Origin of the sequence: Nonomuraea sp. NPDC050790 (genome assembly GCF_044456745.1) — a bacterium.
Classification (GTDB): domain Bacteria; phylum Actinomycetota; class Actinomycetes; order Streptosporangiales; family Streptosporangiaceae; genus Nonomuraea.
The window spans coordinates 492,310-517,839 of record NZ_JBITGF010000005.1 but is presented as its reverse complement, the minus strand read 5'-3'; the positions used below and the strand labels follow the sequence as shown (position 1 = coordinate 517,839).

At 71.8% G+C, this 25,530-nt stretch carries 25 protein-coding genes and 1 riboswitch; of the genes, 9 read left to right on the top strand and 16 right to left on the bottom strand.

Features of this window, described 5'->3' with window-relative positions; all coding sequences use genetic code 11:
• The 5 genes from ACIBEJ_RS27620 to ACIBEJ_RS27600 all read right to left on the bottom strand — a co-directional run bounded on the left by ACIBEJ_RS27620 (position 1) and on the right by ACIBEJ_RS27600 (position 4,957).
• The gene (locus ACIBEJ_RS27620) at positions 1 to 1,200 is read right to left on the bottom strand and encodes a glycerate kinase (protein ID WP_397186100.1); all 1,200 of its coding nucleotides are present in this window, start codon (positions 1,198 to 1,200) and stop codon (positions 1 to 3) included.
• Between the two features lie 94 nt (positions 1,201 to 1,294).
• Positions 1,295 to 2,995: a glyoxylate carboligase gene (gene gcl, locus ACIBEJ_RS27615; RefSeq protein WP_397186099.1), complete on the bottom strand. Its 1,701-nt coding sequence runs from the start codon at positions 2,993 to 2,995 to the stop codon at positions 1,295 to 1,297.
• Positions 2,996 to 2,997: 2 nt separating this feature from the next.
• A complete protein-coding gene (locus ACIBEJ_RS27610; protein ID WP_397185725.1) occupies positions 2,998 to 3,828 on the bottom strand; it encodes an NAD(P)-dependent oxidoreductase in 831 nt (276 codons plus the stop codon).
• The gene (locus ACIBEJ_RS27605; RefSeq protein ID WP_397185724.1) at positions 3,828 to 4,583 is read right to left on the bottom strand and encodes a hydroxypyruvate isomerase family protein; all 756 of its coding nucleotides are present in this window, start codon (positions 4,581 to 4,583) and stop codon (positions 3,828 to 3,830) included. Before ACIBEJ_RS27605 ends, ACIBEJ_RS27610 begins: the two co-directional genes overlap by 1 nt.
• Positions 4,580 to 4,957, bottom strand: a complete 378-nt coding sequence (locus ACIBEJ_RS27600; protein ID WP_397185723.1) for a gamma-glutamylcyclotransferase — start codon at positions 4,955 to 4,957, stop codon at positions 4,580 to 4,582. The genes ACIBEJ_RS27605 and ACIBEJ_RS27600 overlap by 4 nt, the downstream gene beginning before the upstream one ends.
• Before the next feature lie 224 nt (positions 4,958 to 5,181).
• Here ACIBEJ_RS27600 and ACIBEJ_RS27595 point away from each other — a divergent pair, with 224 nt between their 5' ends.
• Positions 5,182 to 6,333, top strand: a complete 1,152-nt coding sequence (locus ACIBEJ_RS27595; RefSeq protein ID WP_397185722.1) for a winged helix DNA-binding domain-containing protein — start codon at positions 5,182 to 5,184, stop codon at positions 6,331 to 6,333.
• A 75-nt stretch (positions 6,334 to 6,408) separates the two neighbouring features.
• On the top strand, positions 6,409 to 7,518 hold the full coding sequence (locus ACIBEJ_RS27590) for a serine hydrolase domain-containing protein (protein ID WP_397185721.1): 1,110 nt from the start codon (positions 6,409 to 6,411) through the stop codon (positions 7,516 to 7,518).
• 51 nt (positions 7,519 to 7,569) lie between these two features.
• Here the strand turns inward: ACIBEJ_RS27590 and ACIBEJ_RS27585 are convergent, their stop codons facing one another.
• From ACIBEJ_RS27585 to thiO, 5 genes are all read right to left on the bottom strand, one after another.
• Complete coding sequence (locus ACIBEJ_RS27585; RefSeq protein ID WP_397185720.1) at positions 7,570 to 8,562, bottom strand: hypothetical protein; 993 nt, start codon at positions 8,560 to 8,562, stop codon at positions 7,570 to 7,572.
• 46 nt (positions 8,563 to 8,608) lie between these two features.
• Positions 8,609 to 10,516 carry a Stk1 family PASTA domain-containing Ser/Thr kinase gene (pknB, locus tag ACIBEJ_RS27580; RefSeq protein WP_397185719.1) on the bottom strand — a complete coding sequence of 636 codons (1,908 nt, stop codon included), beginning with the start codon at positions 10,514 to 10,516 and terminating at the stop codon, positions 8,609 to 8,611.
• An 81-nt stretch (positions 10,517 to 10,597) separates the two neighbouring features.
• Positions 10,598 to 11,353, bottom strand: coding sequence for a thiazole synthase (locus ACIBEJ_RS27575; protein ID WP_397185718.1), 756 nt, complete (start codon positions 11,351 to 11,353; stop codon positions 10,598 to 10,600).
• Positions 11,346 to 11,546 (bottom strand): sulfur carrier protein ThiS, encoded by a 201-nt coding sequence (gene thiS, locus ACIBEJ_RS27570; RefSeq protein WP_397185717.1) that lies wholly within the window; start codon positions 11,544 to 11,546, stop codon positions 11,346 to 11,348. Before thiS ends, ACIBEJ_RS27575 begins: the two co-directional genes overlap by 8 nt.
• A gap of 33 nt (positions 11,547 to 11,579) precedes the next feature.
• A complete protein-coding gene (gene thiO / locus ACIBEJ_RS27565; RefSeq protein WP_397185716.1) occupies positions 11,580 to 12,692 on the bottom strand; it encodes a glycine oxidase ThiO in 1,113 nt (370 codons plus the stop codon).
• Positions 12,683 to 12,799, bottom strand: a riboswitch (TPP riboswitch). (Overlaps the previous gene by 10 nt.)
• A 59-nt stretch (positions 12,800 to 12,858) precedes the next feature.
• Between thiO and ACIBEJ_RS27560 the strand changes: the two genes are divergently transcribed.
• Genes ACIBEJ_RS27560 through thiE form a run of 3 tightly spaced genes read left to right on the top strand, consistent with a single transcriptional unit; the run spans position 12,859 to position 15,040 of the window.
• Complete coding sequence (locus ACIBEJ_RS27560; protein ID WP_397185715.1) at positions 12,859 to 14,013, top strand: NAD(P)/FAD-dependent oxidoreductase; 1,155 nt, start codon at positions 12,859 to 12,861, stop codon at positions 14,011 to 14,013.
• Between the two features lie 30 nt (positions 14,014 to 14,043).
• A complete protein-coding gene (locus ACIBEJ_RS27555) occupies positions 14,044 to 14,418 on the top strand; it encodes an Rv2175c family DNA-binding protein (RefSeq protein ID WP_397185714.1) in 375 nt (124 codons plus the stop codon).
• Complete coding sequence (thiE, locus tag ACIBEJ_RS27550) at positions 14,396 to 15,040, top strand: thiamine phosphate synthase (protein ID WP_397185713.1); 645 nt, start codon at positions 14,396 to 14,398, stop codon at positions 15,038 to 15,040. The genes ACIBEJ_RS27555 and thiE overlap by 23 nt, the downstream gene beginning before the upstream one ends.
• Positions 15,041 to 15,196: 156 nt before the next feature.
• Here the strand turns inward: thiE and ACIBEJ_RS27545 are convergent, their stop codons facing one another.
• Positions 15,197 to 16,249 (bottom strand): polyprenyl synthetase family protein, encoded by a 1,053-nt coding sequence (locus ACIBEJ_RS27545; RefSeq protein ID WP_397185712.1) that lies wholly within the window; start codon positions 16,247 to 16,249, stop codon positions 15,197 to 15,199.
• A gap of 70 nt (positions 16,250 to 16,319) precedes the next feature.
• Between ACIBEJ_RS27545 and metF the strand changes: the two genes are divergently transcribed.
• The gene (metF, locus tag ACIBEJ_RS27540; RefSeq protein ID WP_397185711.1) at positions 16,320 to 17,243 is read left to right on the top strand and encodes a methylenetetrahydrofolate reductase [NAD(P)H]; all 924 of its coding nucleotides are present in this window, start codon (positions 16,320 to 16,322) and stop codon (positions 17,241 to 17,243) included.
• A 77-nt stretch (positions 17,244 to 17,320) separates the two neighbouring features.
• Here the strand turns inward: metF and ACIBEJ_RS27535 are convergent, their stop codons facing one another.
• From ACIBEJ_RS27535 to ACIBEJ_RS27525, 3 genes are all read right to left on the bottom strand, one after another.
• Positions 17,321 to 18,436: an aminotransferase class I/II-fold pyridoxal phosphate-dependent enzyme gene (locus tag ACIBEJ_RS27535; protein WP_397185710.1), complete on the bottom strand. Its 1,116-nt coding sequence runs from the start codon at positions 18,434 to 18,436 to the stop codon at positions 17,321 to 17,323.
• 86 nt (positions 18,437 to 18,522) lie between these two features.
• On the bottom strand, positions 18,523 to 19,167 hold the full coding sequence (locus ACIBEJ_RS27530; RefSeq protein WP_397185709.1) for a GNAT family N-acetyltransferase: 645 nt from the start codon (positions 19,165 to 19,167) through the stop codon (positions 18,523 to 18,525).
• Between the two features lie 10 nt (positions 19,168 to 19,177).
• Positions 19,178 to 19,654 carry a YbaK/EbsC family protein gene (locus ACIBEJ_RS27525; protein WP_397185708.1) on the bottom strand — a complete coding sequence of 159 codons (477 nt, stop codon included), beginning with the start codon at positions 19,652 to 19,654 and terminating at the stop codon, positions 19,178 to 19,180.
• Between the two features lie 97 nt (positions 19,655 to 19,751).
• On the opposite strand from ACIBEJ_RS27525, the gene ACIBEJ_RS27520 reads away from it, so the two are divergent.
• Complete coding sequence (locus tag ACIBEJ_RS27520) at positions 19,752 to 20,552, top strand: L,D-transpeptidase family protein (protein WP_397185707.1); 801 nt, start codon at positions 19,752 to 19,754, stop codon at positions 20,550 to 20,552.
• 245 nt (positions 20,553 to 20,797) lie between these two features.
• Here ACIBEJ_RS27520 and ACIBEJ_RS27515 read toward each other — a convergent pair whose 3' ends face one another.
• Positions 20,798 to 21,478 (bottom strand): HAD family hydrolase, encoded by a 681-nt coding sequence (locus ACIBEJ_RS27515; protein ID WP_397185706.1) that lies wholly within the window; start codon positions 21,476 to 21,478, stop codon positions 20,798 to 20,800.
• Positions 21,479 to 21,695: 217 nt separating this feature from the next.
• On the opposite strand from ACIBEJ_RS27515, the gene ACIBEJ_RS27510 reads away from it, so the two are divergent.
• Together ACIBEJ_RS27510 and ACIBEJ_RS27505 are read left to right on the top strand one after the other, a co-directional pair.
• Positions 21,696 to 22,658: a LysR family transcriptional regulator gene (locus ACIBEJ_RS27510; protein WP_397185705.1), complete on the top strand. Its 963-nt coding sequence runs from the start codon at positions 21,696 to 21,698 to the stop codon at positions 22,656 to 22,658.
• Positions 22,659 to 22,758: 100 nt separating this feature from the next.
• Positions 22,759 to 23,910 carry an NAD-dependent formate dehydrogenase gene (locus ACIBEJ_RS27505; RefSeq protein ID WP_397185704.1) on the top strand — a complete coding sequence of 384 codons (1,152 nt, stop codon included), beginning with the start codon at positions 22,759 to 22,761 and terminating at the stop codon, positions 23,908 to 23,910.
• Positions 23,911 to 23,929: 19 nt separating this feature from the next.
• Here ACIBEJ_RS27505 and ACIBEJ_RS27500 read toward each other — a convergent pair whose 3' ends face one another.
• Entirely contained in the window at positions 23,930 to 25,525 is a 1,596-nt protein-coding gene (locus ACIBEJ_RS27500; RefSeq protein ID WP_397185703.1) for a hypothetical protein, read from the bottom strand.
• Positions 25,526 to 25,530: the final 5 nt, after the last annotated feature.

The following is a 25,530-nucleotide window of genomic DNA, read 5'->3' as shown; positions in this document are numbered from 1 at the left end:
TCACCTCCAGTCGGCGGCGATGCGCGCCGCCAGCCGTTCGAGCAGAGGGCCGGCTTCGGCCATGCAGCGGTCCAGGTCGGGCTCGATGTCGGACAGCGCGTACGCGGCGCGGATCCCGGCGGCGTCGAGCTGCTCGTCGGTGAGCGTGCGCCGGCCGCAGACGGCCACGACCGGCACGCCCGCCTTGGCCGCCGCCCTGGCGACGCCCACGGGGGCCTTGCCGCGCAGCGACTGCTCGTCCAGCGAGCCCTCGCCGGTGACGACCAGGCGGGCGCCGCGCACCTGCTCGCCGAAGCCGAGCAGGTCGAGCAGGTACTCGATGCCCGGCTGGATCTCGGCCTTCAGGAAGGCCAGGGCCGCGAAGCCGACGCCCCCGGCCGCGCCCGCCCCAGGCGCCCCGGCGACGCCCATGGGCCGAGGCGTGCCGTCGTGCACGTGCTCATGGTCGCGCCCGCTTCGCTCGTCGTTGGCTCCTTCGTCGCTCTCTCCTCCCGAGCTCCTGCGCTCCGGCGCGCCGACCAGCCCATGCGTGGCGGCCGCGCGGGCAGCAAGCCGGGACAGCCCCGCCTCCAGCACCTTGACGTCCTCGGGCGAGGCGCCTTTCTGCGGCCCGTAGACGGCGGCGGCCCCGTGCGGGCCGAGCAGCGGGTTGTCCACGTCGCCGGCGACCACCACCTCGACCCCGGTCAGGTCGAGGAAGGCCGACAGGTCGATCCTGGCCAGCTCGCGCAGCGCCGCCCCGCCCTCGGGCAGCTCCGCGCCGGAGGCGTCCAGGAACCGGGCGCCCAGCGCCCGCGCCATCCCGGCGCCGCCGTCGGTCGAGGCGCTGCCGCCGATGCCGAGCACGATCCTGGTGGCCCCGCGCTTGACCGCGTCGGCGATCAGCTCGCCGGTGCCGTAGCTGGTGGCGGTCAGCGCCGCCGGCCCGCCGGGCAGGCGGCGCAGCCCGGACGCCTCGGCCATCTCGACGACCGCGACCGGCGCCCGCCAGGCGTACGCGGCCTCGACGGGCTCGCCCGTGGGACCGGTGACGGTCAGCGGCACGCGCTCGAAACCGCAGGCCACGGCGGCGTCGACGGTGCCGTCGCCGCCGTCGGCCACGGGCAGCTCGACCGTCGCGACACCCAGTCCGGCGCTCACCCTGGAGGCCACCTCGGCCGCCGTGAGCGACCCCTTGAACTTGTCGGGGGCAACAAGCACGTGCTCCACCACTACGAACTCCTCGCGAGCTGTTACAGAATGGCCGGACGCGCCTTCCTGCCCGGTGCGAGCGGGCAGGAAGGCGTGCCTATCATCACACCTGCTCCGGAAGGGGTTCGAACTCCCGCACCGCGTCGATGGACGACAGGCTGTGCGGGGTGTTGGCCTCACGCTCGATCATGATCTCGACCAGCACGGGCCGCGAGGTCCGCTCGGCCTCCTTCGAGGCCCACTCCAGGGAGGGACGGATCTGGGCCGGGTCGAGGACGCGCGTGCCGGCGCAGCCGTACGCCTCCATGATCTTGACGTTGTCGGTGCCGAGCTCGTCGTAGTGGATGTCCACCTCGTAGTTCATGTCGTAGCCGATCGAGGCCTGCCTGATCAGCCCCAGGTACTCGTTGTTGAGCATCACCAGCACGAACGGCACGTCGTACTGCGCCGCCACCGCCAGCTCCTCCACCAGGAACTGGAAGCCGTAGTCGCCCACGACGCCGACGACGGTCGCCTCCGGCCTGGCCTTCTTGACGCCGATCGCCGCCGGGATCTCCCAGCCGAGCGGCCCGGCCTGCCCGCACACCTGGTAACGCCGCGGCTTGCCGGCCTTCTGGTGCTGGCCGCCCCAGATCTGGTAGAGGCCGATCGCGGTGACGAAGTAGGTCTCGTCGTCGAAGAACTCGTTGATCTCCTTGTAGACGCGCGGCGCCTTGATCGGCACGTCGTCGAAGTCCTCGCGGCGGGTGAGCGTGCGCTTGAGCTCCTGCACGCGCGCCACCCACGCCCCCGGTGTACGGCTCACGCCGCGCTCCCGCGCCAGCGCGGTGATCGCCCGCAGGAACAGCCTCGTGTCGGAGACGACGCCCAGGTCGGGGCCGAAGACCCGGCCGATCTGGGTCGGCTCGATGTCCACGTGGATGAACGCGCGCTCGCCCCGGTAGACGTCGAGCGTGCCGGTGTGCCGGTCGCCGAAGCGGGCGCCCAGGGCCAGCACCAGGTCCGACTCCAGGAAGGAGGCGTTGCCGTAGCGCTGGGAGGTCTGGATGCCGGTCATGCCGCAGTACAGCGGGTGGTCCTCGTCGAAGGAGCCCTTGCCCATGAGCGTGGCCTGGACCGGGATCTGCAGCAGCTCGGCCAGCTCCGCCAGCTCGGGTGCGGCGTCGGCGAGGATGACGCCGCCGCCGGACAGGATGATCGGCCGCTCGGCGGCCAGCAGCATGTCCAGGGCGCGCTCGACCCGCGGCAGGTGCGGGTGCACCTGGCTGACGGGCAGCGGGGCGTCGATGGCCGGGTCGTACTCGATCTCCTGCTTGGCCACGTCCACCGGGATGTCGATCAGGACCGGCCCCGGACGGCCCGAGCGCGCGATCCTGAACGCCTCGCGGAAGATCCAGGGGGCCTGCGCGGCCTCCTTGATCTGCACGGCCCACTTGGTGACCGGCTTGGCGATCTCCACGATGTCGACCGCCTGGAACGCCTCCTGGTGCAGCTTGGTGGAGGCGGCCTGGCCGGTGACGCAGATCATCGGGATCGAGTCGGCGATCGCGGTGTACAGGCCGGTGATCATGTTGGTGCCCGCCGGGCCCGAGGTGCCGATGGCCAGACCGACGCGGCCGTTGGTCCGCGCCCAGCCGTCGGCCATGTGGGTGGCGCCCTCCTCGTGCCTGACGATGAGGTGCTCGATGCCGCCGAGCCGTTCCATCGCCTTGTACAGGGGCAGGATGGCCGCGCCCGGGCAGCCGAAGGCGACGTCGACGCCCTCCGACCGCAGCACGTGGACGACGGCCTCCATCGCTGGCATCTTCATCGGCTGAGCCCTTCGACGACCTTGAGCAGGGCGGAGTGGTCGAGGCCGCCGTGCCCCTGTGCCCGCGCGGCGGCGACGAGCTGCGCGGTGAGCGCGCCCATCGGGATGGCCACCTCCGCGCCGCGGGCGGCGTCGAGGATGATGCCCATGTCCTTGTGGTGCAGGTCGATGCGGAAGCCCGGCTGGAAGTCGCGGGCCAGCATCGAGGCGCGCTTGAGCTCCAGGATGCGGCTGCCGGCCAGGCCGCCGGCGAGCACGTCAAGGCCCGCCGCGGCGTCCACCCCCGCCGCCTCCATCAGCACGATCGCCTCGGCGACCAGCGCGTAGGTGCCGCCCACGACGAGCTGGTTGGCGGCCTTCACGTACTGGCCGGCCCCCGGGCCGCCGACCAGCTTGTACGTCTTGCCGACGGCCTCGAAGACCGGCCTGGCGGCCTCGAAGTCGTCCGCCGAGCCGCCCACCATGATCGACAGGACGGCGTCCACCGCGCCCTTCTCGCCGCCGGAGACCGGGGCGTCGAGGCTGCGCTTCCACTGCTGGGCGATCTTCTGGGAGGTCTGCGGGGTGATCGTGGAGAAGTCGACGTACAGGGCGTCCGGCCGGGCATGCGCCGCGATCTCCGGGAAGACGGCCTCGACCTGCGGGTCGGCGGGCAGCATCGTGACCACCACGTCCGCCCCGCGCACCGCCTCGGCCACGCCGCCCGCGAGGGCGCCCCCGAACTCCACGGGGTTCAGGTCGTAGCCGGTCACCTCGTGACCCGCCCCGACCAGATGCCCGGCCATGGGCCTGCCCATGATCCCGAGCCCGATGAAACCGATCTTCACTAGCTGAACTCCTTGATCCAGTCGAAGTCGAGGGCGGGGTCCTTGTACTCCAGGCCCACCCACCCGTCGTAGCCGTCCAGGAGGGTCCTGAGCGGGATCTCCCCGGTCCCGGGACGGCCGCGGCCCGGCGCGTCGGCGATCTGGACGTGGCCGACCAGCGGATGTGCGAGAGCCGCGGTCAGGTCCTCGCCCATCCGGGCCAGGTGGTACAGGTCGCACAGGAAGCGCACGTTCGGCTCCCCGACGTTCTCGATCACGTCGACCGCGCCCTTCACCGACACCAGCGGGTAGGACGGCGACTCGTAGCTGTTGAGCGCCTCGACCAGCACCACCGCGCCGATCTGCGCCGCCTTGCGCGCGGCCAGGGCCAGGTTCTCCAGCGCCAGCACGTCCTGCTGCCGCTCCTGGCCGGCGACGCGGTTGCCGTACAGGGCGTTGAGCGCCTTGCAGCCCAGCCGCCCGGCGATGCCGACCGCGACGTCGAGGTTGTCGCGCAGCCGCGCCCGGTCGGCCGGCCGCGAGAACAGCCCGCGCCCGCCCTCGGCGAGGTCGTCGGCGAAGTTCAGCCCGACCAGCCGCACCCCCGCGTCCTCGATCGCGCCGACGAACGCGTCCACCTCACGGTCATCCGGTACGGCGGTCGCGAACGGCCACCAGAACTCCACCCCCTCGAACCCGGCGGCCCTGGCCGCGGCCGGCCGTTCCAGCAGGGGCAGGCCGGTGAACAGGATGGAGCAGTTGACGTCGAACCTCACGCTCTCTCCTTGTAGGTCTTCCAGGAACCGAACTCGGTGATGTCGGCCAGCTCGGCGTGCGAGGTGTTCGGCCGGCGCAGCAGCATGGCCAGCGCCGAGCCGCCGTCGGCCAGCTCGATCACCCCCAGCTCCAGCTCCGGCGGCTCGGCCGGCAGGACCTCGTCGCGCAGCCGGTCCAGATCCAGGTCGTACAGCTCGCCGTCGATCTGCGCGCCGCCATGCGAGACCGGTTGCAGCGCGGGGCAGCGGCCGCCGACGGAGTAGAAGCGGTACTTGGCCGCCGTACGGGTCTCGGCCACCAGCGGCGCGTCGCCGAGCAGGTGGTGCAGCGGCCCGCCCCGCATGGCGCCGCCGTTCAGGAACATCAGGGTCATGCAGGCTCCTTCGCTGTGGACGGGGCCCGTAGGTCTGCCCGTGGCGGGCAGCGCGGTGCCTGAGTGCCGTTTCAGTACACCCAGCGGCCTCGGGCCCGGTCTAGCCGCCAGACGTCCGAAGTCGGCGGGTGCCGTACGCGATCAGCTTGTGCGTTGTGCCAAGCGCGGGCGCCTGAAGAGCGCGTTGTGTGCGAAGGTGGCCTCGGCACAGGACGGAGGCACTCGTGGAGCGGATCACGGCAGAGCAGCGGCGCGCCCGCCTGGGCGTACGCCATGCGCTGGCCGGCAAGGCGCCCGACGTCGAGCGGGCCGTGGAGGCGGTCGTGGCCCTGCACGCGACCGATCCGGCCACGGTCTTCCTGTCGGCGGGCGCGCGCCTCGGCCTGCCCACCGTCGCCGCCGTCGAGAAGGCCCTGTACGCCGACCGCACCCTCGTGCGGATGACCGGCATGCGGCGCACCGTCTTCGTCGTGCCCGAGGCCCTCGTACCCGTCGTGCACCACTCCTCCACCGCGGCCATCGCCGCCCGGGAGCGCAAGGTGCTGGTCAGGCACTTCGCGGAGGGCGGGCCGTACGACGAGGAGTGGATCGCCGCCGCGGAGGCGGCGGTGGTGACGGCGCTGGGCGAGCTGGGCGAGGCGGCCGCCACCGAGCTCGGCGCGGCCGTCCCCGCGCTGCGCAGCCAGATCGTCTACGCCCCCGGCACCCCGAACGAGACCCGCCAGGGCGTGGCCACGCGGCTGCTGGCGCTGATGGCCATGGACGGCACCGTGGTCCGCCGGGGGCGCCCGGCGGGCTCCTGGATCAGTGGACAGCACCGGTGGGCGCTGGCGGGGCCGATGCCCGACATGCCGGTGGCCGAGGCGCAGGCGGCGCTGGTGGAACGGTGGCTGCGGTCCTTCGGCCCCGGGACGGAGGCCGACCTCAAGTGGTGGACCGGCTGGACCCTGGGTGACACGCGCCGCGCCCTCAAGGCGGTGCACGCGGTGCCGGTCTCGCTGGACGAGGGCACCGGTTACGTCCTGCCCGGCGACCTCGCGCCCGCGGCCCCCGACCCGTGGGCCGCGCTGCTCCCGGCCCTGGATCCGACCCCGATGGGCTGGCAGGCGCGCGACTGGTACCTGCCCGCCGAACACCGTGCCGCCCTGTTCGACCGCAGCGGCAACGTGGGCCCGACCGTCTGGTGGAACGGCCAGGTGGTGGGCGGCTGGGCCACCAGGGCCGACGGCGAGATCGTGTGGAAACTCCTGTCCGACCCGGGCTCCGAAGCCCGCCAGGCGATCGAGTCGGAGGCCGCGGGACTGGCCACGTGGCTGTGCGGAGCCAAGGTGACGCCCCGCTTCCGCACCCCGCTGGAACGCACCCTGACCGCCTGACCCCGTTTATCGGGAGTTAGCACCGGTGGGCCTACAAAGATCCTCGTTCTCGATGTGAGGAAGGGGTCCATTGTGGTGAAACGTGTGACCGCGGGACTGGCCGGGGCTGTGCTCGCGTTCGGCCTGGCCCAGCCCGCCACCGCCCAACCCGGCGCTGACGATGTACGGCGGGCCGTCGGCCAACTCGCGCGGACGCCGGGAGTGCTGGGCGCGATCGGCGAGCTGTACGTGGACGGCAGGCGGGTGGGCCGGGCGAGCGCGGGTTCGCGCCTGCTCGGCGGAAAAGGCGGGAAGATCCCCACCGACGCCCGCTACCGGATCGGCTCCCAGACCAAGGGCATGACCGCCACCGTGATCCTCCAGCTCGTCCGGGAGGGCAGGCTCGGCCTGGACGACAAGGTCGCCGACGTGCTGCCGGTCGTGGCCGAGAAGGACCTGGTCGAGCGGGCCGGTGAGATCACCGTGCGGCAGCTCGTCCGGCACACCTCGGGCGTACCGGACTGGTTCCGGCCGAATCTCGTGGACGTCTTCGACTTCACCACCTACCACCGCCCGGAGGACCTGCTCAAGCTCTCCCGCACACAGCCCCGCACCGGCGAGCCCGGCGAGAAGTACGCCTACTCCAGCGCCAACTACACCCTCCTCGGCATGATCATCGAACGGATCGCGGGCAGGAGCCTGGCGGCCGAGTTCGAGCGCAGGCTGTTCCGGCCACTGGGCATGGACAGGACATACCTGCCGATCCGCCCGCCGCAGGGCATCAAGGGCCCGCACGGCCACGGCTACACCCCCGGCCCCGACGGCAGGCTCCACGACATGGACCGCCTCAACGCGAGCTGGGGGCACGGCGCCGGCGGCGTCATCTCCACGGCCCGCGACATGAGCGCCTACCGGCAGGCGTTCCTCCAGGGCAGGCTGCTCCCGGCCGACCTGCAGCGGGTGATCACCGACCCGCCCGAGGGCGCGCCCCCGCCGCCCGCGCCGCCGTGCGGCGGGAAGATCGTGCAGAGCAACGGCGGCGCCCCCGGCTTCACCTCGGCCACCGTCAGCACCCGCGACGGCCGCAAGCACTTCGCGATCTCCACCACGCTGGACGCCCAGCAGAGCCTGTCGGTCATCACCGCCATCAGCAAGGCCGCCGCGTCCGTCCTCTGCCCGGAAACCCAGGACGGCGCGGGGACCTAGGCGCGGCGGCCGGCGGAGCGGCGCGGGGGCTGCGCCGAGCGCGCGTGGGGATCACTGGGGCGTGAGGACGGCGAGTTCGCGCGGGGCGAGGGGCAGGCGCTTCACCCGCAACACCGGGTCCCCCGGCCGCCACACCGCCACCATCGCCGCGTAGTCCGCCTCGTCAGGGTGGACCTCGGACCGCACGGCCAGCATCCGCCCGCCCGCGTCGGGCACCGCCACGATCGAACGCCCCTCGGTGGCAGGAGTGCCCACGGCCACCACCCGCCGGGTCCCCGGATCCAGAAGCCCCAACGACTCGCTCGCGGGGTCCCGCGAAGGCCCCGCGCCATCCGAGCCGCCTGGGCCATCCGCGCCCCATGAGCCGCCGACCGACCGCACCAACGCCAGCGGCCCCGCCGGAGCGGCCCGTTCGGCCGTCCCGAGCACCTGCCACCCGGCCTCGCCCCGCGACCAGGTCAGGGGCCGTCCGTTCTCCCGGGAGAGCACGGTCATGGTCCCGTCGCTCCGGTTGACCAGCAGCCCCAGGGCGGAGTCGGCGAACACCGCCGCGTCACACCCGATCGGGAAGCCGGGCCGCGCAGCCGTACCGGAGAAGGGCACTTCGCGCAGCGTGCACCGCGCGCCCGAGGAGCGCGTCACCCAGACCCCGCTCCCGTCCCTGGCGGCGAACGCCCACAGACCCTCGGCCAGAGGACGGGCCCGCGCCCCGTCCAGCACGAAGTACCGCGACGGCCGTCCGGGCGTGACCGCCGCCACCACGGTCCGCCGCCCGGCCGCGAACCCCCAGTACTGATCGGCACGCGGCAACCCCGCCACGGCCGTGCGCCGCCCGGAGTCCACCTCCAGCAGGTACGCCCCGGCCCCGGTCACCAGCACCCGCAGCCCACTCCCGGCCAGCGGGTTGCCGCCCAGCGGCGCCATGGGCCGATCCGCCCCGGAGGAAGCACTCACACGGGGAGCAGGCGGCGCCGCCGTACCGGAGGAGGACGCCGTGCACCCGGCCAGAACCATCAGAGCCGCCACGACCACGGCGATCCGCATGAAAGACCACCTCCGCCTCACATACCGCGCGAGACGGAGAAAGGTTTCACCGCCAGAGGTAGACCCACGACCCGGGCGGCCGCTCGCTGTTGGGCGTGGGCCGCTGGAAGCGCACCACGTCCCCGCCCATCAGGCTGCGCACCCTGACCTTGAACCCCTGCGCGGACAGCTCGCTCCTGGCGTCGTTGACGGTCTTGCCGATCACCTGCGGCACGATGCGGAAGTCGGCGTCGTCGCTGGCCTCGTCGTCGTCGCCGCGGAACCAGTCGAAGAAGTCGCGGCAGCGCGAGATCGTGAGCTGCGCGGGCGTGCCCTTGTCCACCTCGGACTTGGCCTTGGGGCTCTGCGCGATGACCGTGCACGGCTCGGCGTCGTCGTCGACCTCGTTGACCTGCACCCCGAACCCGCGCTCGCCCAGGTAGGCGGCGGCCTCGTCCTTGGGCATGCCGTTGACGTCCGGCATGATCAGCCCGGCGCTGACGAACAGCCCGACCTTCGTGCCCTCCTTGACCGCCTCGCCCACGTCGGGCGAGGAGCGGGTGACGGTGCCGCGGGGCACCTGGAGGTTCTCGATCCGCCGCACGGTGCCGACCCGCAGCCCCGCCGCGGCGATCGCGGCGCGCGCGTCGGCCTCCGTCATGCCCTGGGTCTTGGGTACGGCCACGCGCTTGGGCCCCAGCGACGGCACGATCGTCACCGTCGAGCCCTCGGCCAGTTCGGACCCGGCGACGGGATCGACGCTGAGCACGACGCCCTTGCCGTACTTCTCGTCGTGACGGCCCTCGGCGGGCTTGACGACGAAGCCCATGCCCTGGGCCCTCTTGATGGCGACGTCGACGTTCTCCCCGATGAGCGTGGGGACCTTGACGTAACGGGTCTGCGAGAAGTACGCGCCGGTCAGCGCGATCGCGGCGACCATCACGGCCGCCAGCCCGATCAGGAACCAGCTCGGCCTGGCCCCCTTGCCGCGCGCGGCGCGCGGCGGACTGGCGGGCGGCGGCGCGGTGGGCAGGTCGGCGCGCGGCTGGATGAGCGTGTGGTGCGGCGGCACCTGCTGCGGGCCCGACATGCGGGCATGCGCCCCGGTGTGCGGAGGGATGCTCTGCCGCGGCAGCATCCGGTGGGCGTCGACGGCGGCCACGAGCATCGCGGTCGCGTCGGCCGGGCGGTCCTGCGGGTCGCGGGCGGTGGCGTGGGTGACCAGCGTGTCGATGAGCGGCGGCGTCTCGTGCACCAGCGACGACGGCGGCGGCACACTGTCGTGGACGTGCCGGTAGGCCACCGACATGGGCGTCTCGCCGTCGTAGGGCTGCTGCCCGGTGACCAGCTCGAACAGCATGATGCCCGCGGCGTAGACGTCGCTGCGCACGTCGGCGCCGCCGGTCGTCACCTGCTCGGGCGACATGTAACCGATCGTGCCGATCATCACGCCGGTGCGGGTCTGGTTGGTGGCCTCGATGGCGCGGGCCAGGCCGAAGTCGACGACCTTGACCCGGCCGTCGTCGGTGAGCAGGACGTTCTCCGGCTTGACGTCGCGGTGGACCATCCCGCTCTGGTGGGCGGCGCCGAGCGCGGCCAGCACCGGGATCATGATCTCCAGGGCCTCGCGGGCCGGCAGCCTGCCCCGCTCGCGCAGGATGTCGCGCAGGGTCTTGCCCGGCACGTACTCCATCGACAGGTAGACGACGTCGCCGTCGGTGCCCTGGTCGAAGACGTGCACCACGTTGGGATGCGACAGGCTGGCCACGGACTTGGCCTCGCCGATGAACCTGCGCACGAACGCCGGGTCCTCGGCGAGCGAGCGGTGCATGACCTTCAGCGCGACCGTGCGGTCCAGCCTGACGTCGAGCGCCAGGTAGACGGTCGCCATCCCGCCCCGGGCGATCCGGGACTCGATGCGATAGCGCCCGTCGAGCAGTCGCCCGACGAGAGGGTCCGCGGTCGTCGTGTCCACGCGGCCGAGTTTACGGTCGTTTTGCCACTGGAGGGGCCTGACCATCCGAAACCGATGCCATTACGTGGCACTCCGTCGTCACTAAGGGTGCATGGGCGAGGACGCTTCAGCATACCGGCGGCGGGGGATCCGCCCGGCCTGGCGCGCCATCCGGCCCGCCTGGACGGCCGACCTCATCGCGGCGGCCATCAGGTCGGGCCGCTGCGCCCTGGTGACGGCGGTGGCCAGGAGCACCGCGTCGCAGCCCAGCTCCATCGCGAGGGCGGCGTCGCTGGCCGTGCCGATCCCGGCGTCCAGGATGACCGGCACCGAGGCGGCCTCGACGATGAGCTCGATGTTGTGCGGGTTGCGGATGCCGAGCCCCGAGCCGATGGGCGCGCCGAGCGGCATGACCGCCGCGCAGCCGGCCTGTTCGAGCCGCCGGGCCAGCGCGGGGTCGTCGCCGATGTAGGGCAGCACCACGAACCCGTCGGCGACCAGCCGCTCCGCCGCGTCGAAGGTCTCGATCGGGTCGGGCAGCAGCGTGCGCTCGTCGGCGATGACCTCCAGCTTGACCCAGTTGGTGCCGAGCGCCTCGCGGGCGAGCCTCGCGGTCAGCACGGCCTCGCCCGCCGTGAAGCACCCGGCGGTGTTGGGCAGCACCTTGATGCCGCGCTCGCGCAGCACGTCGAGCACGGAGCCGGGCGCGGACGGGTCGAGCCGCCGCATCGCCACCGTGGTCAGCTCGGTGCCCGAGGCGGCCAGCGCCTGGTCGAGCACCTCCAGCGAGGGGGCGCCGCCGGTGCCCATGATGAGGCGGGAGGCGAATTTCTCCCCGCCGATGATCAGCTCATCCACCCTGCACCGCCGTGAGCACCTCGACCCGGTCGAGCTCGGCCAGCGCCGTGGTCTCCCACGAGCCGCGCGTGACCACCTCGTCGTTCACGGCCACCGCGACGCCCGTGGTGGCCGTCGTCAGCGTCCGTACGGCCTGCGCCACCGTGGTCCCGTGGGGCACCTCATGGGCGGCCCCGTTGATCGTCACATTCATGAAATATCCCCCTTCGGGATGAAAAATGCCTGTTCAGGCGGCGAACCGGCCGGGAGCACACAACGGCGCCAGCTCTTCCTCCTCGCCCGTCAACAGGGCGGCCGTCAGCGGGGCCAGCAGCACCCCGCCGCGATGGTGCCCGGTGGCCAGCAGCAGCCCCGGCTCGCCGCCGGGACCGATGAGGGGCAGGTTGTCCGGCGTGCCGGGACGCAGCCCCGCCACCACCTCCGCCAGTTCGAGCTCGGTCACCCCCGGCACCAGCTCGCGGGCGTCGCGCAGCAGCTCGTACACCCCGCCCGCGGTCACCCGGGTGTCGAACCCCAGCTCCTCCTGCGTGGCCCCCACGACCAGCTCTCCGTCGCCGCGCGGCACCAGGTAGACGGGCAGCCCGTGCACCATGCCGCGCACGCACCTGCCCAGCAGCGGCCGCGGCGAGCGCAGGCGCAGGATCTGCCCCTTCACCGGCCGCACCGGCACCTCGGCCAGCGCGCCGCTCCACGCCCCCGCCGCCAGCACCACCCGCTCCGCGCGCAGCTCCTCCGGGTACGGCCCGCCGCCCGCCTCACCCGGGCCCAGCCGTACCCCCTGGACGCCCTCATCGCCCCGCAGCAGCTCGCGCACGCGCGCCCGCACCATCGGGACCCCGAGGCGCTCCAGAGCGGCCAGGAGCGCGGCGGCGACCCTGCGCGGGTCCACCCAGGCGTCGCCGGGCGCCAGGAGCCCGCCGCGCACCGACGGCGCGAGCATGGGCTCCAGGCGGCGGCATTCGCGCCCGCTGAGCCGCTCGACCCGGAGCCCCAGCTTCTCCATGAAGGCCGCGGTCTCCTCCAGGGCCGCCAGGTCGTCGGCGCCGAAGGCCACGTCGAGCGTGCCGTCGGCGCGGTAGTCGAGGGCACCGGAGCCGAGGCCCGCCTCGGCGGCCAGTTCCGCGGCGAACGCGGGCCAGCGCGCGAGGGAGGCCGCGCCCAGGCGCAGCAGCGGTTCCTCGGTGAAGGTGACCTCGCTGACCGGCGCGAGCATCCCCGCGGCGGCATGGGTGGCGCCGGAGACGGGCGCCGGGTCGACGACGGTGACGGGCCGTCCCGAGCGGGCCAGGCGCCAGGCCGCGCTCAGCCCGACGACGCCCCCGCCCACGATCACGTCCATGATCCGCTCCCTACGCCGGCATGATCCGGATCAGGTGTCTTACGGTCGAAGGCCCGATGAAGCCTTCCTCTCAGTCCGGTTAAGGCCGGACTCCCGCGCGTCTTACGGCCCCCACCCTACGGCCTCGCCCGGCACACCCGCGAATGACCCCGGTATCGTCGGAACCGTGGATCACGTCGTGGTGGTGGGAGCCGGCCTGGCCGGAGTGCGCAGCGTCGAGTCGCTGCGCGGGCGCGGGTTCGAGGGAAGGGTCACCCTCCTCGGCGAGGAGCGGCACCGGCCATACGACCGTCCACCGCTGTCGAAGGCGGTCCTGCTCGGCACGAGCGACGACAGCTTCGTCGACACCGACCTGGCCGCGCTGCGCGTCGACTTCCGTCCCGGCGTCGCCGCGAAGTCCCTGCGCGAGGGCCTGGTGGAGACCACCGAGGGCGAGCTGCCCTACGACGGCCTGGTGATCGCCACCGGCTCCGAGCCGATCCGGCTGCCGGGGGAGGGCCCCCAGCTCGTGCTGCGCACGCTCGACGACGCCCACGTGCTGCGCGCCGCCCTGGTGCCCGGCGCGCACGTCGTGGTGGCGGGCGCGGGCTGGATCGGCGCCGAGGTGGCGACCGCGGCGCGCAAGGCGGGCTGCGAGGTCACCGTGATCGAGGCCGCCGCGACGCCGCTCTCGCACGCGATCGGCGAGATGGGCGCGCTCACCCTGCCCTGGTACGAGGGCGTGGACCTGCGCCTGGACACGATGGTCAGCGAGGTCGTCGAGGGCGGCGTGGAGCTGGTCGGCGGCGAGTTCGTGCCCGCGCACGTCGTGGTCTCCGGCATCGGCGCCCGCCCGGTCCTGGAATGGCTCGCCGACGCCGACATCGACCTGCACAACGGCGTCGTCACCGACGAGCACCTGCGCACGTCGCTGCCCGGCGTGGTGGCCGTCGGCGACTGCGCCAACTGGTGGTCACGCCGCTTCCAGACCCGGATGCGCGTCGAACACTGGGACACCGCGCTCAACGCCCCCGACGTCGCCGCCGCCACCCTGATGGGGGAGAAGGCCGTCTACGACCCGGTGCCGTACTTCTGGTCGGAGCAGTTCGGCCACATGCTGCAGTACGCCGGCTACCACCGCGCCGGCGCCCGCGTCGTCCACCGCGAGGGGCCCAAGTGGTCGGCGGTGTGGCTGACCTCGGAGGACCGGATCACCGCCGTCCTGGCCGCCGACCGGCCCCGCGACCTCGTGCAGGGCCGTCGTCTCATCGAAGCCGGCGCCCGTCTTGATGTGGAACGCCTGGTAGATCCGGATGTCGCCCTACGGGATTGTGTTGTTTGAGCAAGCGCGGCATGTGGTAGTTGTGGTTTCGTGACGCTTTCTGTTGCACAGATCGACCGGGAGACCGACCAGCTCGTCAGCGAGTGGCTCACTCTCCCCGAAGTGGCCGCGCGCATGGATCTCACGATCGGACGGGCCAAGCAGCTCCTCAAAGACCACAAGCTCCTCGGCGTACGGCGAGGCAGCGGCGGGCCCCAGGTGCCCGCGGTCTTCCTCGACGGAAAGGAAGTGATGAAGGGCCTGCCCGGCACGCTCACCGTGCTGCAGGACGCCGGCTACGACGAAGTCGAAGCCCTGCGCTGGCTCTTCACCCCAGACGAATCACTGCCGGGATCGCCCGTCGACGCGATCAAGGCCGGTCGGCACACGGAGGTCAAGCGGCGTGCCCAGGCCCTCGGTTTCTGAGGCCCGCCTCTACCTCTGCACCGACGGGCGGCGAGGACGCGGCGACCTGGCCGACTTCCTCGACGCCGTGCTGGCCAACGGCGTGGACATCGTCCAGTTGCGGGAGAAGGGACTCGAGGCGCGCGAAGAGCTCGCGCTGCTCGAGGTCTTCCGCGACGCCTGCGACCGGCACGGCAAGCTGCTCGCCGTCAACGACCGGGCCGACGTCGCCTTCGCGGCCCGCCCAGACGTGCTCCACCTGGGGCAGGACGACCTTCCCGTGACGGTCGCGCGAGAGATCCTCGGCGACGACATCGTCATCGGACGGTCCACCCACTCCGCCGCGGAGGCTTCCGCCGCCGCGGTGGAGCCGGGCGTCGACTACTACTGCTGCGGCCCGATCTGGCCGACGCCGACCAAGCCGGGACGCCACGCGCCCGGACCCGCGCTGCTGCGGCACGCGGCGGCGCTCGGCACGGACCGGCCGTGGTTCGGCATCGGCGGCATCGACCTGGACAACCTCGACGAGGTGCTCTCCTACGGGGTGCGCCGGGCCGTGGTCGTCCGCGCCGTCACCGAGGCCGACGACCCGGGCGCCGCGGCGGCCGAGTTCGCCAAGCGCCTGGCCGGCGCGGCTTCCTGACGCGGTAGGGCTTGGGGCCGAGACCGTACGCGGTGCGGCTGTCTGCCGAGGGATCGGCGGGCAGCCGCACGCGCCGCCGAGGCCGACGTCGCCCCAAGCCGTCTCCGCCCGTACCGACCGTGTGTGGTCGCCGATCAGCGCCCGGGTCGCGAAAGGTCAGGACTTGCGGGTGGTGGCGGCGACGGCCAGCCCGTCCAGCGCCGCCCGCGCCTCCTGCGTGATCGGGGCCCTGGCCAGCGCCGCGAGCGCCTCGTCCAGGTAGGACGCGATCAGGTCCTCGCACTCCTGCAGCGCCCCAGTGTCGTCGATGATGCCGCGCAGCGTCGCCACGCCCTGCTCGTCGAGCGCCGGGTCGCCCAGCAGGCGGCGGACGATCTGGGCGTCGTCGGAGGCCGCCGCTGCCAGCGTCCTGGCCACCAGCATCGTCCGCTTGCCCTCGCGCAGGTCGTCGCCGGCCGGCTTGCCCGTCTGCGCCGGGTCGCCGAACACGCCCAGGATGTCGTCGCGCAACTGGAAGGCGATGCCGACGCGCCGGCCGTACTCGACGCAGAGCTCGTCGATCCACGGCTCCACGCTGCCGGCCGCGAGCACGAGCCCGAGCCGCAGCGGCTGCTCCACCGAGTACTTGCCGCTCTTGTACAGCGCCACCCGCAGCGCCGAGTCGAAGGAGTTCTCGCCGTGGGCCTGCTCCAGCAGGTCGAGGTACTGGCCGCACATCAGCTCGGTGCGCATGTGGTCGTGCAGCGGCTGCGCGGCCGCCAGCGAGCGCGGCGGCAGCCCGCTGGTGCGCCACATCTCGCCCGACCAGATGAGCAGCAGGTTGCCCAGCAGGATCGCCGCGCCCTCGCCGAACTGCTCGGCCGCGCCGTGCCAGCCCGCCTTCTCGTGCAGCGCCTGGAAGCGGCGGTGCGCGGACGGCATGCCGCGGCGCAGATCGCTCTTGTCCATGACGTCGTCGTGGACCAGCGCGCTGGCCTGCAGCAGCTCCAGCGAGGCCGCCGCGGCGAAGATGCCGGGACCGTCCTCGCCGCCCGCGCCGCGCCAGCCCCAGTAGCAGAACGCCGGACGCAGCCGCTTGCCCCCCGACAGCAGGTCGTTCGCCGCCGCCAGCAGCGGCTCCAGGTCGGGATCGCCGAGGGCAGGCTCCTGCCGGCCGACGAACTGCCTGAGCGAACGGTCCACCTGCTGGCGCAGGGCGTCAGTGGTCATGCTCATGAGACTAACGGGCGGTGGACCAGGCTTCGATCTCCGCTCGATCCGCGGGCGGTAACCTTGGTCCATGGCGCTTGGTCGACCCTCCATCCTGCCCGATCGTGTTCCCACCGTGCGCGAGCTGCTCGCCTCTGGTGGGCGGTCGTTCTCCTTCGAGTTCTTCCCGCCGAAGACCGACGAGGGCGAGCGGCAGCTGTGGCGAGCCATCCGCGAGCTGGAGTCGCTCCGTCCCACCTTCGTCTCCGTGACGTACGGCGCGGGCGGCACCACCCGCGACCGCACCGTCGACATCGTCGAACGCGTCGCCCACGAGACCACGCTCACCCCGGTGGCGCACTTCACCGCCGTCAACCACTCCGTGCGCGAGCTGCGCCACCTGGTGGGCCGCTTCGCCGACGCCGGGGTGCGCAACATCCTGGCCGTGCGCGGCGACCCGCCCGGCGACCCGACCGCCGAATGGGTCCAGCACCCGGAAGGCGTCCAGTACGCCGAGGACCTGGTCCGGCTGATCCGCCAGTCCGGCGACTTCTGCGTGGGCGTGGCGGCCTTCCCCTACAAGCACCCCCGGTCGCCGTCCATCGAGTCCGACACCGACTACTTCGTCCAGAAGTGCCGCGCGGGCGCCGACTACGCGATCACCCAGATGTTCTTCCGCGCCGAGGACTACCTGCGGCTGCGTGACCGGGTGGCGGCCAAGGGCTGTGCCACGCCGATCATCCCGTGCATCATGCCCGTCACCCAGATGAGCACGATCGCCCGGTCCGAGCAGTTGTCCGGGGCGCCGTTCCCGCCGGACGTGGCGGCGCGCTTCGAGGCGGTGGCCGACGATCCGGCGGCGGTGCGGCGGCTGGGCATCGACCACGGCGCCGAGCTGTGCCAGCGGCTGCTCGACGAGGGCGCGCCGGGCATCCACTTCATCACCTTCAACCGCTCCAGCGCCTCCTCCGAGGTCTTCCAGCGGCTCAACCACTCGGCGGTGGCGGCGGTCTGAGCCGGGCTGTTCGACTTGGCTGGTCGAGCTGAGGCCGGCCGTACCCGCTCAGATGCTTTGAGGCTTGCCGTACCCGCTCAGAAGCCGCACAGCGTGCGGATGTCGCGGCAGGCGCCCACCACGCGGTCCACGTCCTGGTCGGACAGGGCCGCGTGCGGGGCCAGGCGCACCAGGCCGCGTTCGTGCGAGCCGGACGGCGGGAAGCAGGCCGAGCCGTAGACGCCGCGCTGTTCCAGCAGGTCGCGGGCGAGCAGGACGTCGGTCCTGCTGGGCGCGCCCAGCGCGATGATGTGGGCGTGGCCGGGCTCGGGGGCGTAGCCGAGCGTGGTGAGCTCGTGGCGCAGGCGGCGGGTCACCTCGCGCAGGCGGGTGCGCCGCCAGTCCTCCTCGCGCACCAGCGCCAGCGCCGCGGCCAGCCCCGCGATGTCGTGCGGCTGCAGCGGCGAGCTGAACACCGAGGGAAACGCCCGCGCCCGGAAGTACGGCACGAACTCCGGCCGGTCACAACTGATCAGCCCGGCTCGCCCCGCGATCGCCTTGGCCAGGCTCGCCGTGCGGAAGTCGGCGCCCACCCGCGCGGCCAGCCCCTCGCCGTGCGGCCCGTGCGTGCCGAGCGCGTGCGACTCGTCCACCACCAGCAGGCTCTCGTACTCGCGTGCCGCCGCGGCCACCTCCGCCAGCGGGCAGACCGCGCCGTCCACGCCGTAGACCGAGTCCACGGCGATCACGCCGGAGCCGTGCCTGCCCAGCCGGCCGCGCAGGTGGTCGGGGTCGTTGTGGCGGAACCACACCACCGGCGCGCGGGCGGCGTGCGCGCCCTCCCGCAGCGAGTGGTGCGCGCGTTCGTCCAGGTAGACGGGCAGGTTCGGGTCGGCGATGAGCTGCATCAGCCCCGTGTTCGCCGCCCATCCCGACGGGCACAGCACCGCCGCCGACGCGCCCAGAAACGACGCGAACTCCGCCTCCAGACGATCCTGCTTCTCCGGTACGGCTCCCGCCTCCAGCGCCCCCGCCATGGCCGAGACGATGCGCGGATGCCGGGCGATCGCCAGGCAGTCGCTGCCGGTCAGGATGATCGCGTCGGGGTCGGGCGGGCGGCTGGCGAGCATGAGCGGCCCCGCCCAGGTGCCGGACAGGCGCTCCAGGTGGAAGGCGTTGAGCCGCTCGTCGAGGCGGTCAGGGGCGCTGGGCATGGCAACCCCTCCGCAGAGTCAAGGAACGATTACTTTCCGTGATCGACGTGATGCCCCGCGTGTCCGCCGTCAAACGCCGTCACAGGTCAAGAAAGGGGGAGGGGGCGGCCGACGATCGCGTACTCCTCGTAGCCGCCGGGGAAGACGAAATGGGTCAGCAGGTCGGTGAAGCCGAGCGAGGCGTACAGGTGGCGGGCGGCGGTGGGGCGGTCGTGCGTGGACAGCACGCCCGAACGCTCCTTCCTGCCCGCGCACAGCGTGTTGATCATCGCCCTGCCGATGCCCTTGCCCTGGAAGTCCGGGTGTACGTGGATCTCGGCCAGCTCGAACGCGTCACCGAGCCAGGCGTCGGCGACCTCCCCGCCCGACTTCTCGGCCAGCGCCCGGGTGACCACGTCGTGCCACCACTGGCCGCTCGTGCCGTGGAAGCCGTAGGCGAAGCCGACCACCCGGTGCTCGTCCGCCGCTGCCCGGCTTGGGCCCGGCCCGGTCGCCCACCGCTCGTCCGGCGCGTCGGGGCCGAGGTCCACGGCGCCCGCGCGGACGGCCGGGACCTGTCGCAGTTCGGCGAAATAGCACTGGAACAGCGGGTAGTTGCTGTGGTTGTGCATGATGCCCTTGCGCCCGGTGATCTGCTCCACCGGCGGGCGCATGGCGGCGGTGTAGACGTCGATCACGGTGTCCAGCCGCTCGACGAACTCCGCCGGCCCCGCGCCGCGAAACTCGATCACCCGGTGCACGCTACTCCACGTCCGCGGGGGTGCCGCCGGTCATCCTGACCAGCTCGTCGAACGAGGTGGGGAAGACCGTGTGCGGATGTCCACCGGCGGCCCACACGACCTCGTGCTTGCCGAGCCAGGTGTCGACCAGGGTGCGCACCGGGGCGGGGTGGCCGACCGGGGCCACGCCGCCGATGGGCTGGCCGGTCGCCTCCCTGACGAACTCGGGCGCGGCCCGCCGTACCTTCGCCGCTCCCACGGTGCGCGCGATCAGCTCCACGTCCACGCGGTGGGCGCCGCTCGTCAGCACCAGCAGCGGGGCGCCGTCGGCGTCGAAGATCAGGCTGTTGGCGATGGCGCCGACCTCGCAGCCGAGCTGGGCGGCGGCGGTCGCGGCCGTCGGCGCCTTTTCCGGCAATATCACGATCTCACCCGTCGCTCCGAGTCCGCGCAGGACATCGGCCACATGGACGGCGTTGGCAGGCAACTTCTCCGGCATGCCGACACTCTAAACAGATTGACCCTTGGATTACCTCGACATGGTGGTGGTGTAGGGTCCCTTGATTCGATTGTTAGTGATATGAGGGGTGATGTACGTGGGGGGACCTCGTCGGCGCGGGGTGCTCGGCCTTGCCGCTCTTCTGACGGCGGGGGGCGTCGCCTTCGCGGGAGTGGGTACGGCGCAGGCGGCCGACAGCGCTGTGACAGCAGCGGGCACGGCGCACAGCGCTGTAACGGGAGCCGGCACGTTCGCCGCTCCGAAGAAGAAGCTGAAGCTCGGAGCCAAGGGCAAGACGGTCGTCCTGCTCCAGAAGCGCCTGGCCGAGCTGGGCTACCGCCCCGGCAAGGCCGACGGCCGCTACGGCGGCTCGACGCTGACCGCCATCTGGGCCTTCCAGAAGGTCAACGGCATCAAGCCGACCAGCACGATCAGCAGCAGGACCTGGAACGCTCTGGAAGCCCCGAAGGCGCCCAGGATCCTCGTCAAGAACGGCAAGCCGACCAGGGCCGAGGTGAACCTCAGCACCCAGATCATGGTCATGTACGTGCAGGGCGTGCCCAAGCTGATCACCCACATCTCGTCGGGCAGCGGCATCCCGTACTGCGAGACGACGACGTGGCAGGGCAAGAGCCAGCGCTTCTGCGGCTCGGCCCGCACCCCCACGGGCAACTACAAGACCACGTGGCGACGGAGCGGCTGGCACAAGAGCTACCTGGGCCAGCTGTACAACCCGATCTTCTTCAACGGCGGCATCGCGTTCCACGGCGCCCTGTCGGTCCCGCTGTACCCGGCCTCCCACGGCTGCGTACGTCTGCCGATGAACGTGGCCCAGGCGTTGCCGGCGATGCTCGGCAAGGGCGTCCCCGTCCACGTCCGCGGCGGCTTCAAACGCTGACGGCGGCCCTCCCTTGGCGCTTCGCGCGTCCGGGGGAGGGCTGGCCTCACAGTGGAGCCGAGCCCCCGCCGGGAGCCAACCTGTCCCCGATCCCCCGGACACGACGCGAAGGCCACCTGACCCCGAAATGCAGGAGCCGGGTTTTCAGATGCCCTTTCGGAAGATCCTGTTGATCTTGTAGCGCCGAATGGCCAGTCCCCCGGAGGTTCTTGCGCGCCTCCGGGCAGGACCTGAGTGTCAGACGCTCACAGTCCGGCGATCTGGGCTGGCGGAGGCGTCGTGATCGGGACTGACATGAGGGCCTCCGCCAGTTGCCGCATCGAGGAAACAACGGCTGAATCGGCGGTGCTGGCGGCGAGGTGCTTGCGCTTGTCATATTTGCTCACCACTCCGAGTCCCTGAAGACCGGCGTCCGAGGCCACGACCAGCTCGTCAGAGGACACGCTGATCAGCGTGCAGTCGGACGGTTCGGCGTTCAGTGCCGATGCCGCGATCCACAGAAGGTCGAAACCCGGTGTCTCAGTGGTGGGATGGCGGTGATCGCGTCCGATGACAGGGCCCACCAGGTGCCGCAGACCGTGGAGATCGAGGTAGCTCTCCATTGCGGGCACGCAGGTGTCGCCCACTACCGCGACGCGTCTGCCCGTGGCCCGGCAGGCTGTCAACACCTCCGATGTCCCCGGTGTCGGCACAGCCTTCAGGGCCGCCGCCATCTCGGCGGCGCGTACGGCTTCTTCTGCTTTGGCTCCGGAGTCACCGTCGACGGTGTGGGCGATGGCGACCCACCAGAGCGGGTCGGTCACCACGAGGGTCAGGAGCGACATCCTGACTCCCTCGGCATAGAGCCGGCTTCGGATGTCGCCGGCAAGCGCCTCAGCGTTCATCTCGGCGTACAGGTCGCAGGTCGTGCCGTTGAAGGAGAGCACTATGGTGTCTGCCCGCTCCAGGACTCGGGCGACGTGAGGCCGCACTCTGGTGTTCGTCAAGGCCGGCCTCCTGATCATTGGCTTCACGGCTGATCGTAGGGGCCTCGGGTCGAGGGGCGCATGGTGGCACCAGTTGCTTGGCGAGGCTCCCGATGTCAACCCGGAGAAGCGCCCAGCTACGTGAAACAGGCGATGGGCGATCAGCCGCTTCGGTGGGATGGACGGCGGGGGTGGGGAAGCGGCATGCTGTGGCGTGCTGTTGCGCCAGTTGGAGTATCTGGTGGCCTTGGCGCGCGAACGGCATTTCGCGCGGGCCGCGGCGGCCTGTCATGTCTCCCAGCCATCGCTGTCGGCGGCCATCAGGAAGCTGGAACGCGAGCTGGACGTGCCGCTGGTCCGGCGTGGGCAGCGCTTCGCCGGGCTGACGCCGGAGGGTGAGCGGGTGCTGCTGTGGGCGCAGCGCATCCTGGCCGACGCCGACGCCCTGCGCCAGGACCTGTCCAGGATGCGTGAGGGGCTGTCGGGCACGCTGCGGATGGGCGCGATTCCCACCGCGCTGACCGCGGCGTCCCTGCTGACGACGCCGTTCTGCGAGCGGTATCCGCACGTGCGGGTGCTGCTGACGTCGTTGTCGTCGCGGGAGATCGCGCGGCGGCTGGGCGAGTTCGAGATCGACATGGCGATGACCTACCTCGACGACGAGGAAGACCTGGGTGAGGTACGCGCCCGCCCGCTGTACGAGGAGCGGTACCTGCTGCTGACCCCGTCCGACGGGGAACTGGCCGACCGGCGGACGGCACGCTGGGCGGAGGTCGCCGCGCTGCCGTTGTGCCTGCTGGCCCCCGAGATGCGCAACCGCCGCATCCTGGATGCCAACTTCCGGCAGGCGGGGGCGGTAGCCGTACCGGCGATCGAGACCGACACCGTCTCGGCGCTGTTCGCGCACGTGGCGACCCACCGGTGGTCGAGCGTGATCGCGCACGCGTGGCTGCACATGTTCGGGGTGCCCGAGGGGATGCGGGTGGTACGGCTGGAGCGGCCCGCGCGGGAGCCGAGGGTCGGTCTCGTGGTGGCGGGGACGGGGCCGGAGCCGGTCATGGCCAGGGCGATGCTGGACCTGGCCCGCGACCTCGACCTGCGCGAGGTGTTCGACCGGCTGGCCCGCGAGCACCTGGCATAGCCGCCGCCTATCGGCCCATAGAGACAAACGCTTTGACCTGCGGTTATGTGTCGCCGGAGGCTGGGATCACCGTCCCCCACTCCCACGAGGAGCGCAGATCATGGCCAAGGTGTTGTGCGTGCTGTACGACGACCCGATCGGCGGCTACCCGGCCTCCTACGCCCGCGACGGGCTGCCCGAACTGACCGGATACCCCGGCGGGCAGACGTTGCCCAGTCCGAAGGGCGTCGACTTCACCCCGGGTCACCTGCTCGGCAGCGTGTCCGGGGAGCTGGGGCTGCGCCGGTTCCTGGAGGAGCGCGGGCACACGCTGGTGGTCACCTCCGACAAGGACAGCGACGCCTTCGAGCGGGAACTGGCCGACGCCGACGTGGTGATCTCGCAGCCGTTCTGGCCCGCGTACCTGACCGCCGAACGCATCGCCCGCGCGCCCAAGCTCAAGCTGGCCGTCACCGCGGGCATCGGCTCCGACCACGTGGACCTGGAGGCCGCCATCGCCCACGGCGTCACGGTCGCCGAGGTCACGTACTGCAACAGCATCAGCGTGGCCGAGCACGCCGTCATGATGATCCTTTCGCTGGTGCGCGACTACCTGCCCTCCCACCAGACCGTCCTGGACGGCGGCTGGAACATCGCCGACCGCGTCGCCCGCTCCTACGACGTCGAGGGCATGCACGTCGGGACCGTCGCGGCGGGCCGGATCGGGCTGGCGGTGCTGCGCCGGCTCAAGCCGTTCGACGTGCACCTGCACTACACCGACCGGCACCGGCTGCCCCGGGAGGTCGAGGAGGAGCTCGGGCTCACCTTCCACGAGTCCGCGGCGGCGATGGTGCCGCACTGCGACGTGGTGACGGTCAACGCGCCGCTGCATCCGGAGACCGAGGGGCTGTTCGGCGACACGCTGATCGCCACCATGAAGCGCGGGGCCTACCTGATCAACACCGCCCGGGCCCGGATCGCCGACCGTGACGCCGTCGTACGCGCGCTGGAGAGCGGGCAGCTCGCCGGGTATGCCGGGGACGTCTGGTACCCGCAGCCCGCGCCCGCCGACCACCCGTGGCGCACGATGCCCCATCACGGGATGACCCCGCACATCTCCGGCTCCTCGCTGAGCGCGCAGGCCCGTTATGCCGCGGGTACCCGGGAGATCCTGGAGTGCTGGCTGGACGGGACGCCGATCCGCGAGGAGTACCTCATCGTCGAGGGCGGAGCGCTGGCCGGGGCCGGCGCCCACTCCTACTCCACCCGATAGGCGCTCCTCGCGGGCGGGGTCACCACTCGTAGTCGCAGATCGCCGCGTTCCTGGAATAGCGCCACTGCTTGTCGAGGAAGTGCTCGACCAAGGCCCCGGCCGCAGCCCGGTCCTCGATGATGAACCCGTGATCCTGCGTGGTGTCGGGATACACATTCCTCGACCCCACGTAAAAGGCCGTCTCGTCCACGCACACCACCTTGCTGTGCAGACGGTACTTGTAGCCCCCCGGCCAGGTCTGCTCGTCCGACACCCGCAACGGCGCCAGTTGAAGCCTGAGCCGCAGGATCCGGTGCGCCTCCGCGTCATAAGTGGTCCTGAGCCGGACCCGTTCGTACAGCGACTTGTACGCCACGTCCAGGCTGCCGATGTTGGAGTAGTCCGGGCTTCCAGGATTGCTGATGACGATCCGTACCTTGACCCCGTCGATCATTTTCGCGGCGAGCACGTCGAACAGCCGGACGTCGAACAGCGCGTGCATCAACGGCAGCCCGGTGAATCCGTTGATGTCCTGCTGGGACAGCACGATGCTGTTCTTCGCCTGGGCGACCAGCGCCCGAATGGCGTTGGCATCCGGGTTCACCGTCATGAACGCGCTGTCGAGGTTGGTCTCGTTGTTCAGATAGCTCGCGGCCTGGTCCTCGCGGCGGGCGGGCGGACGTTCGTAGGTGGAATCCTTGTCGCGTTCGAGGATGCCGTATCCGAGGCTGCCGACGGAGATGACCTCAAGGTCGCCCGGCGTGTAGGGCTCGGCCTCGTCGTCGTACAACGACCATCCCTCGGCAGGAGGACTGGCCTTTTCCACGGCGATCCAGGCCGGATACTGCTTGCGGTTCCTGACCCAGCCCGACTTCACCCAGCCGGCGTGCGTGCGGGCCCATTCCCACAGCATGTCGAGGAATCTGCCCGAGGAAAGCGCCGCGGGGCCGCGCAGGGCGATGTCGAGGTCGGTGACCGGCGCGGTGTCGCCGAATCCCCGGCTGAGGAACGGCCCCTCCTCGATATAGAAGTTCGTCATCCAGTTGATGCCGCCGTGGATGACGGACTCGCCGTCCACGATGACGAACTTGGTGTGGTTGTAGGAGGAGATGCCGCGCGTCGTCATCGAGCAGACCCGCAGGTCGACGTGCTGGGCGTGCGTGCCGAGCCGCTTGATCAGCGCCTCGCGGAACACCCACGGATCGGCCGTGCGGTCCACGCCGACGACGCCGGTCATGAAACGCACGACCAGCTTGGGGTCGCCGTCGTCGCGGCGGTCGACGGCGTCGTTGATGCCGTTGAACATGGCGTCGAGGAAATCGCCGTCAGGGAACGGCCCGGCGGGGGAGCCCACCATGTCCGGCGGGCCGAATCCGGTGATGTCGACGCTCCGGCTCGCCTGGGAGATGTTGTGCCGCAGCCTCGCGAGGAGTTTCTTGATTCCCGGCTTTTCCGAGCCGATCGGCACGCCGGTCGAGGTCGTCCATCCCCAGCAGTCGGGCACCTGCAATATCCAGGACGCCGTGTCGTCGCCCACGACGTCGAGTTTGTTTCCCGCGGTACGGCTCCAGAGCGTGTTCTCCATCCCGGGGGAGACGGACTTGAGTTCGGCCTCGACCGCGTTCAGATATTCCATTGGCG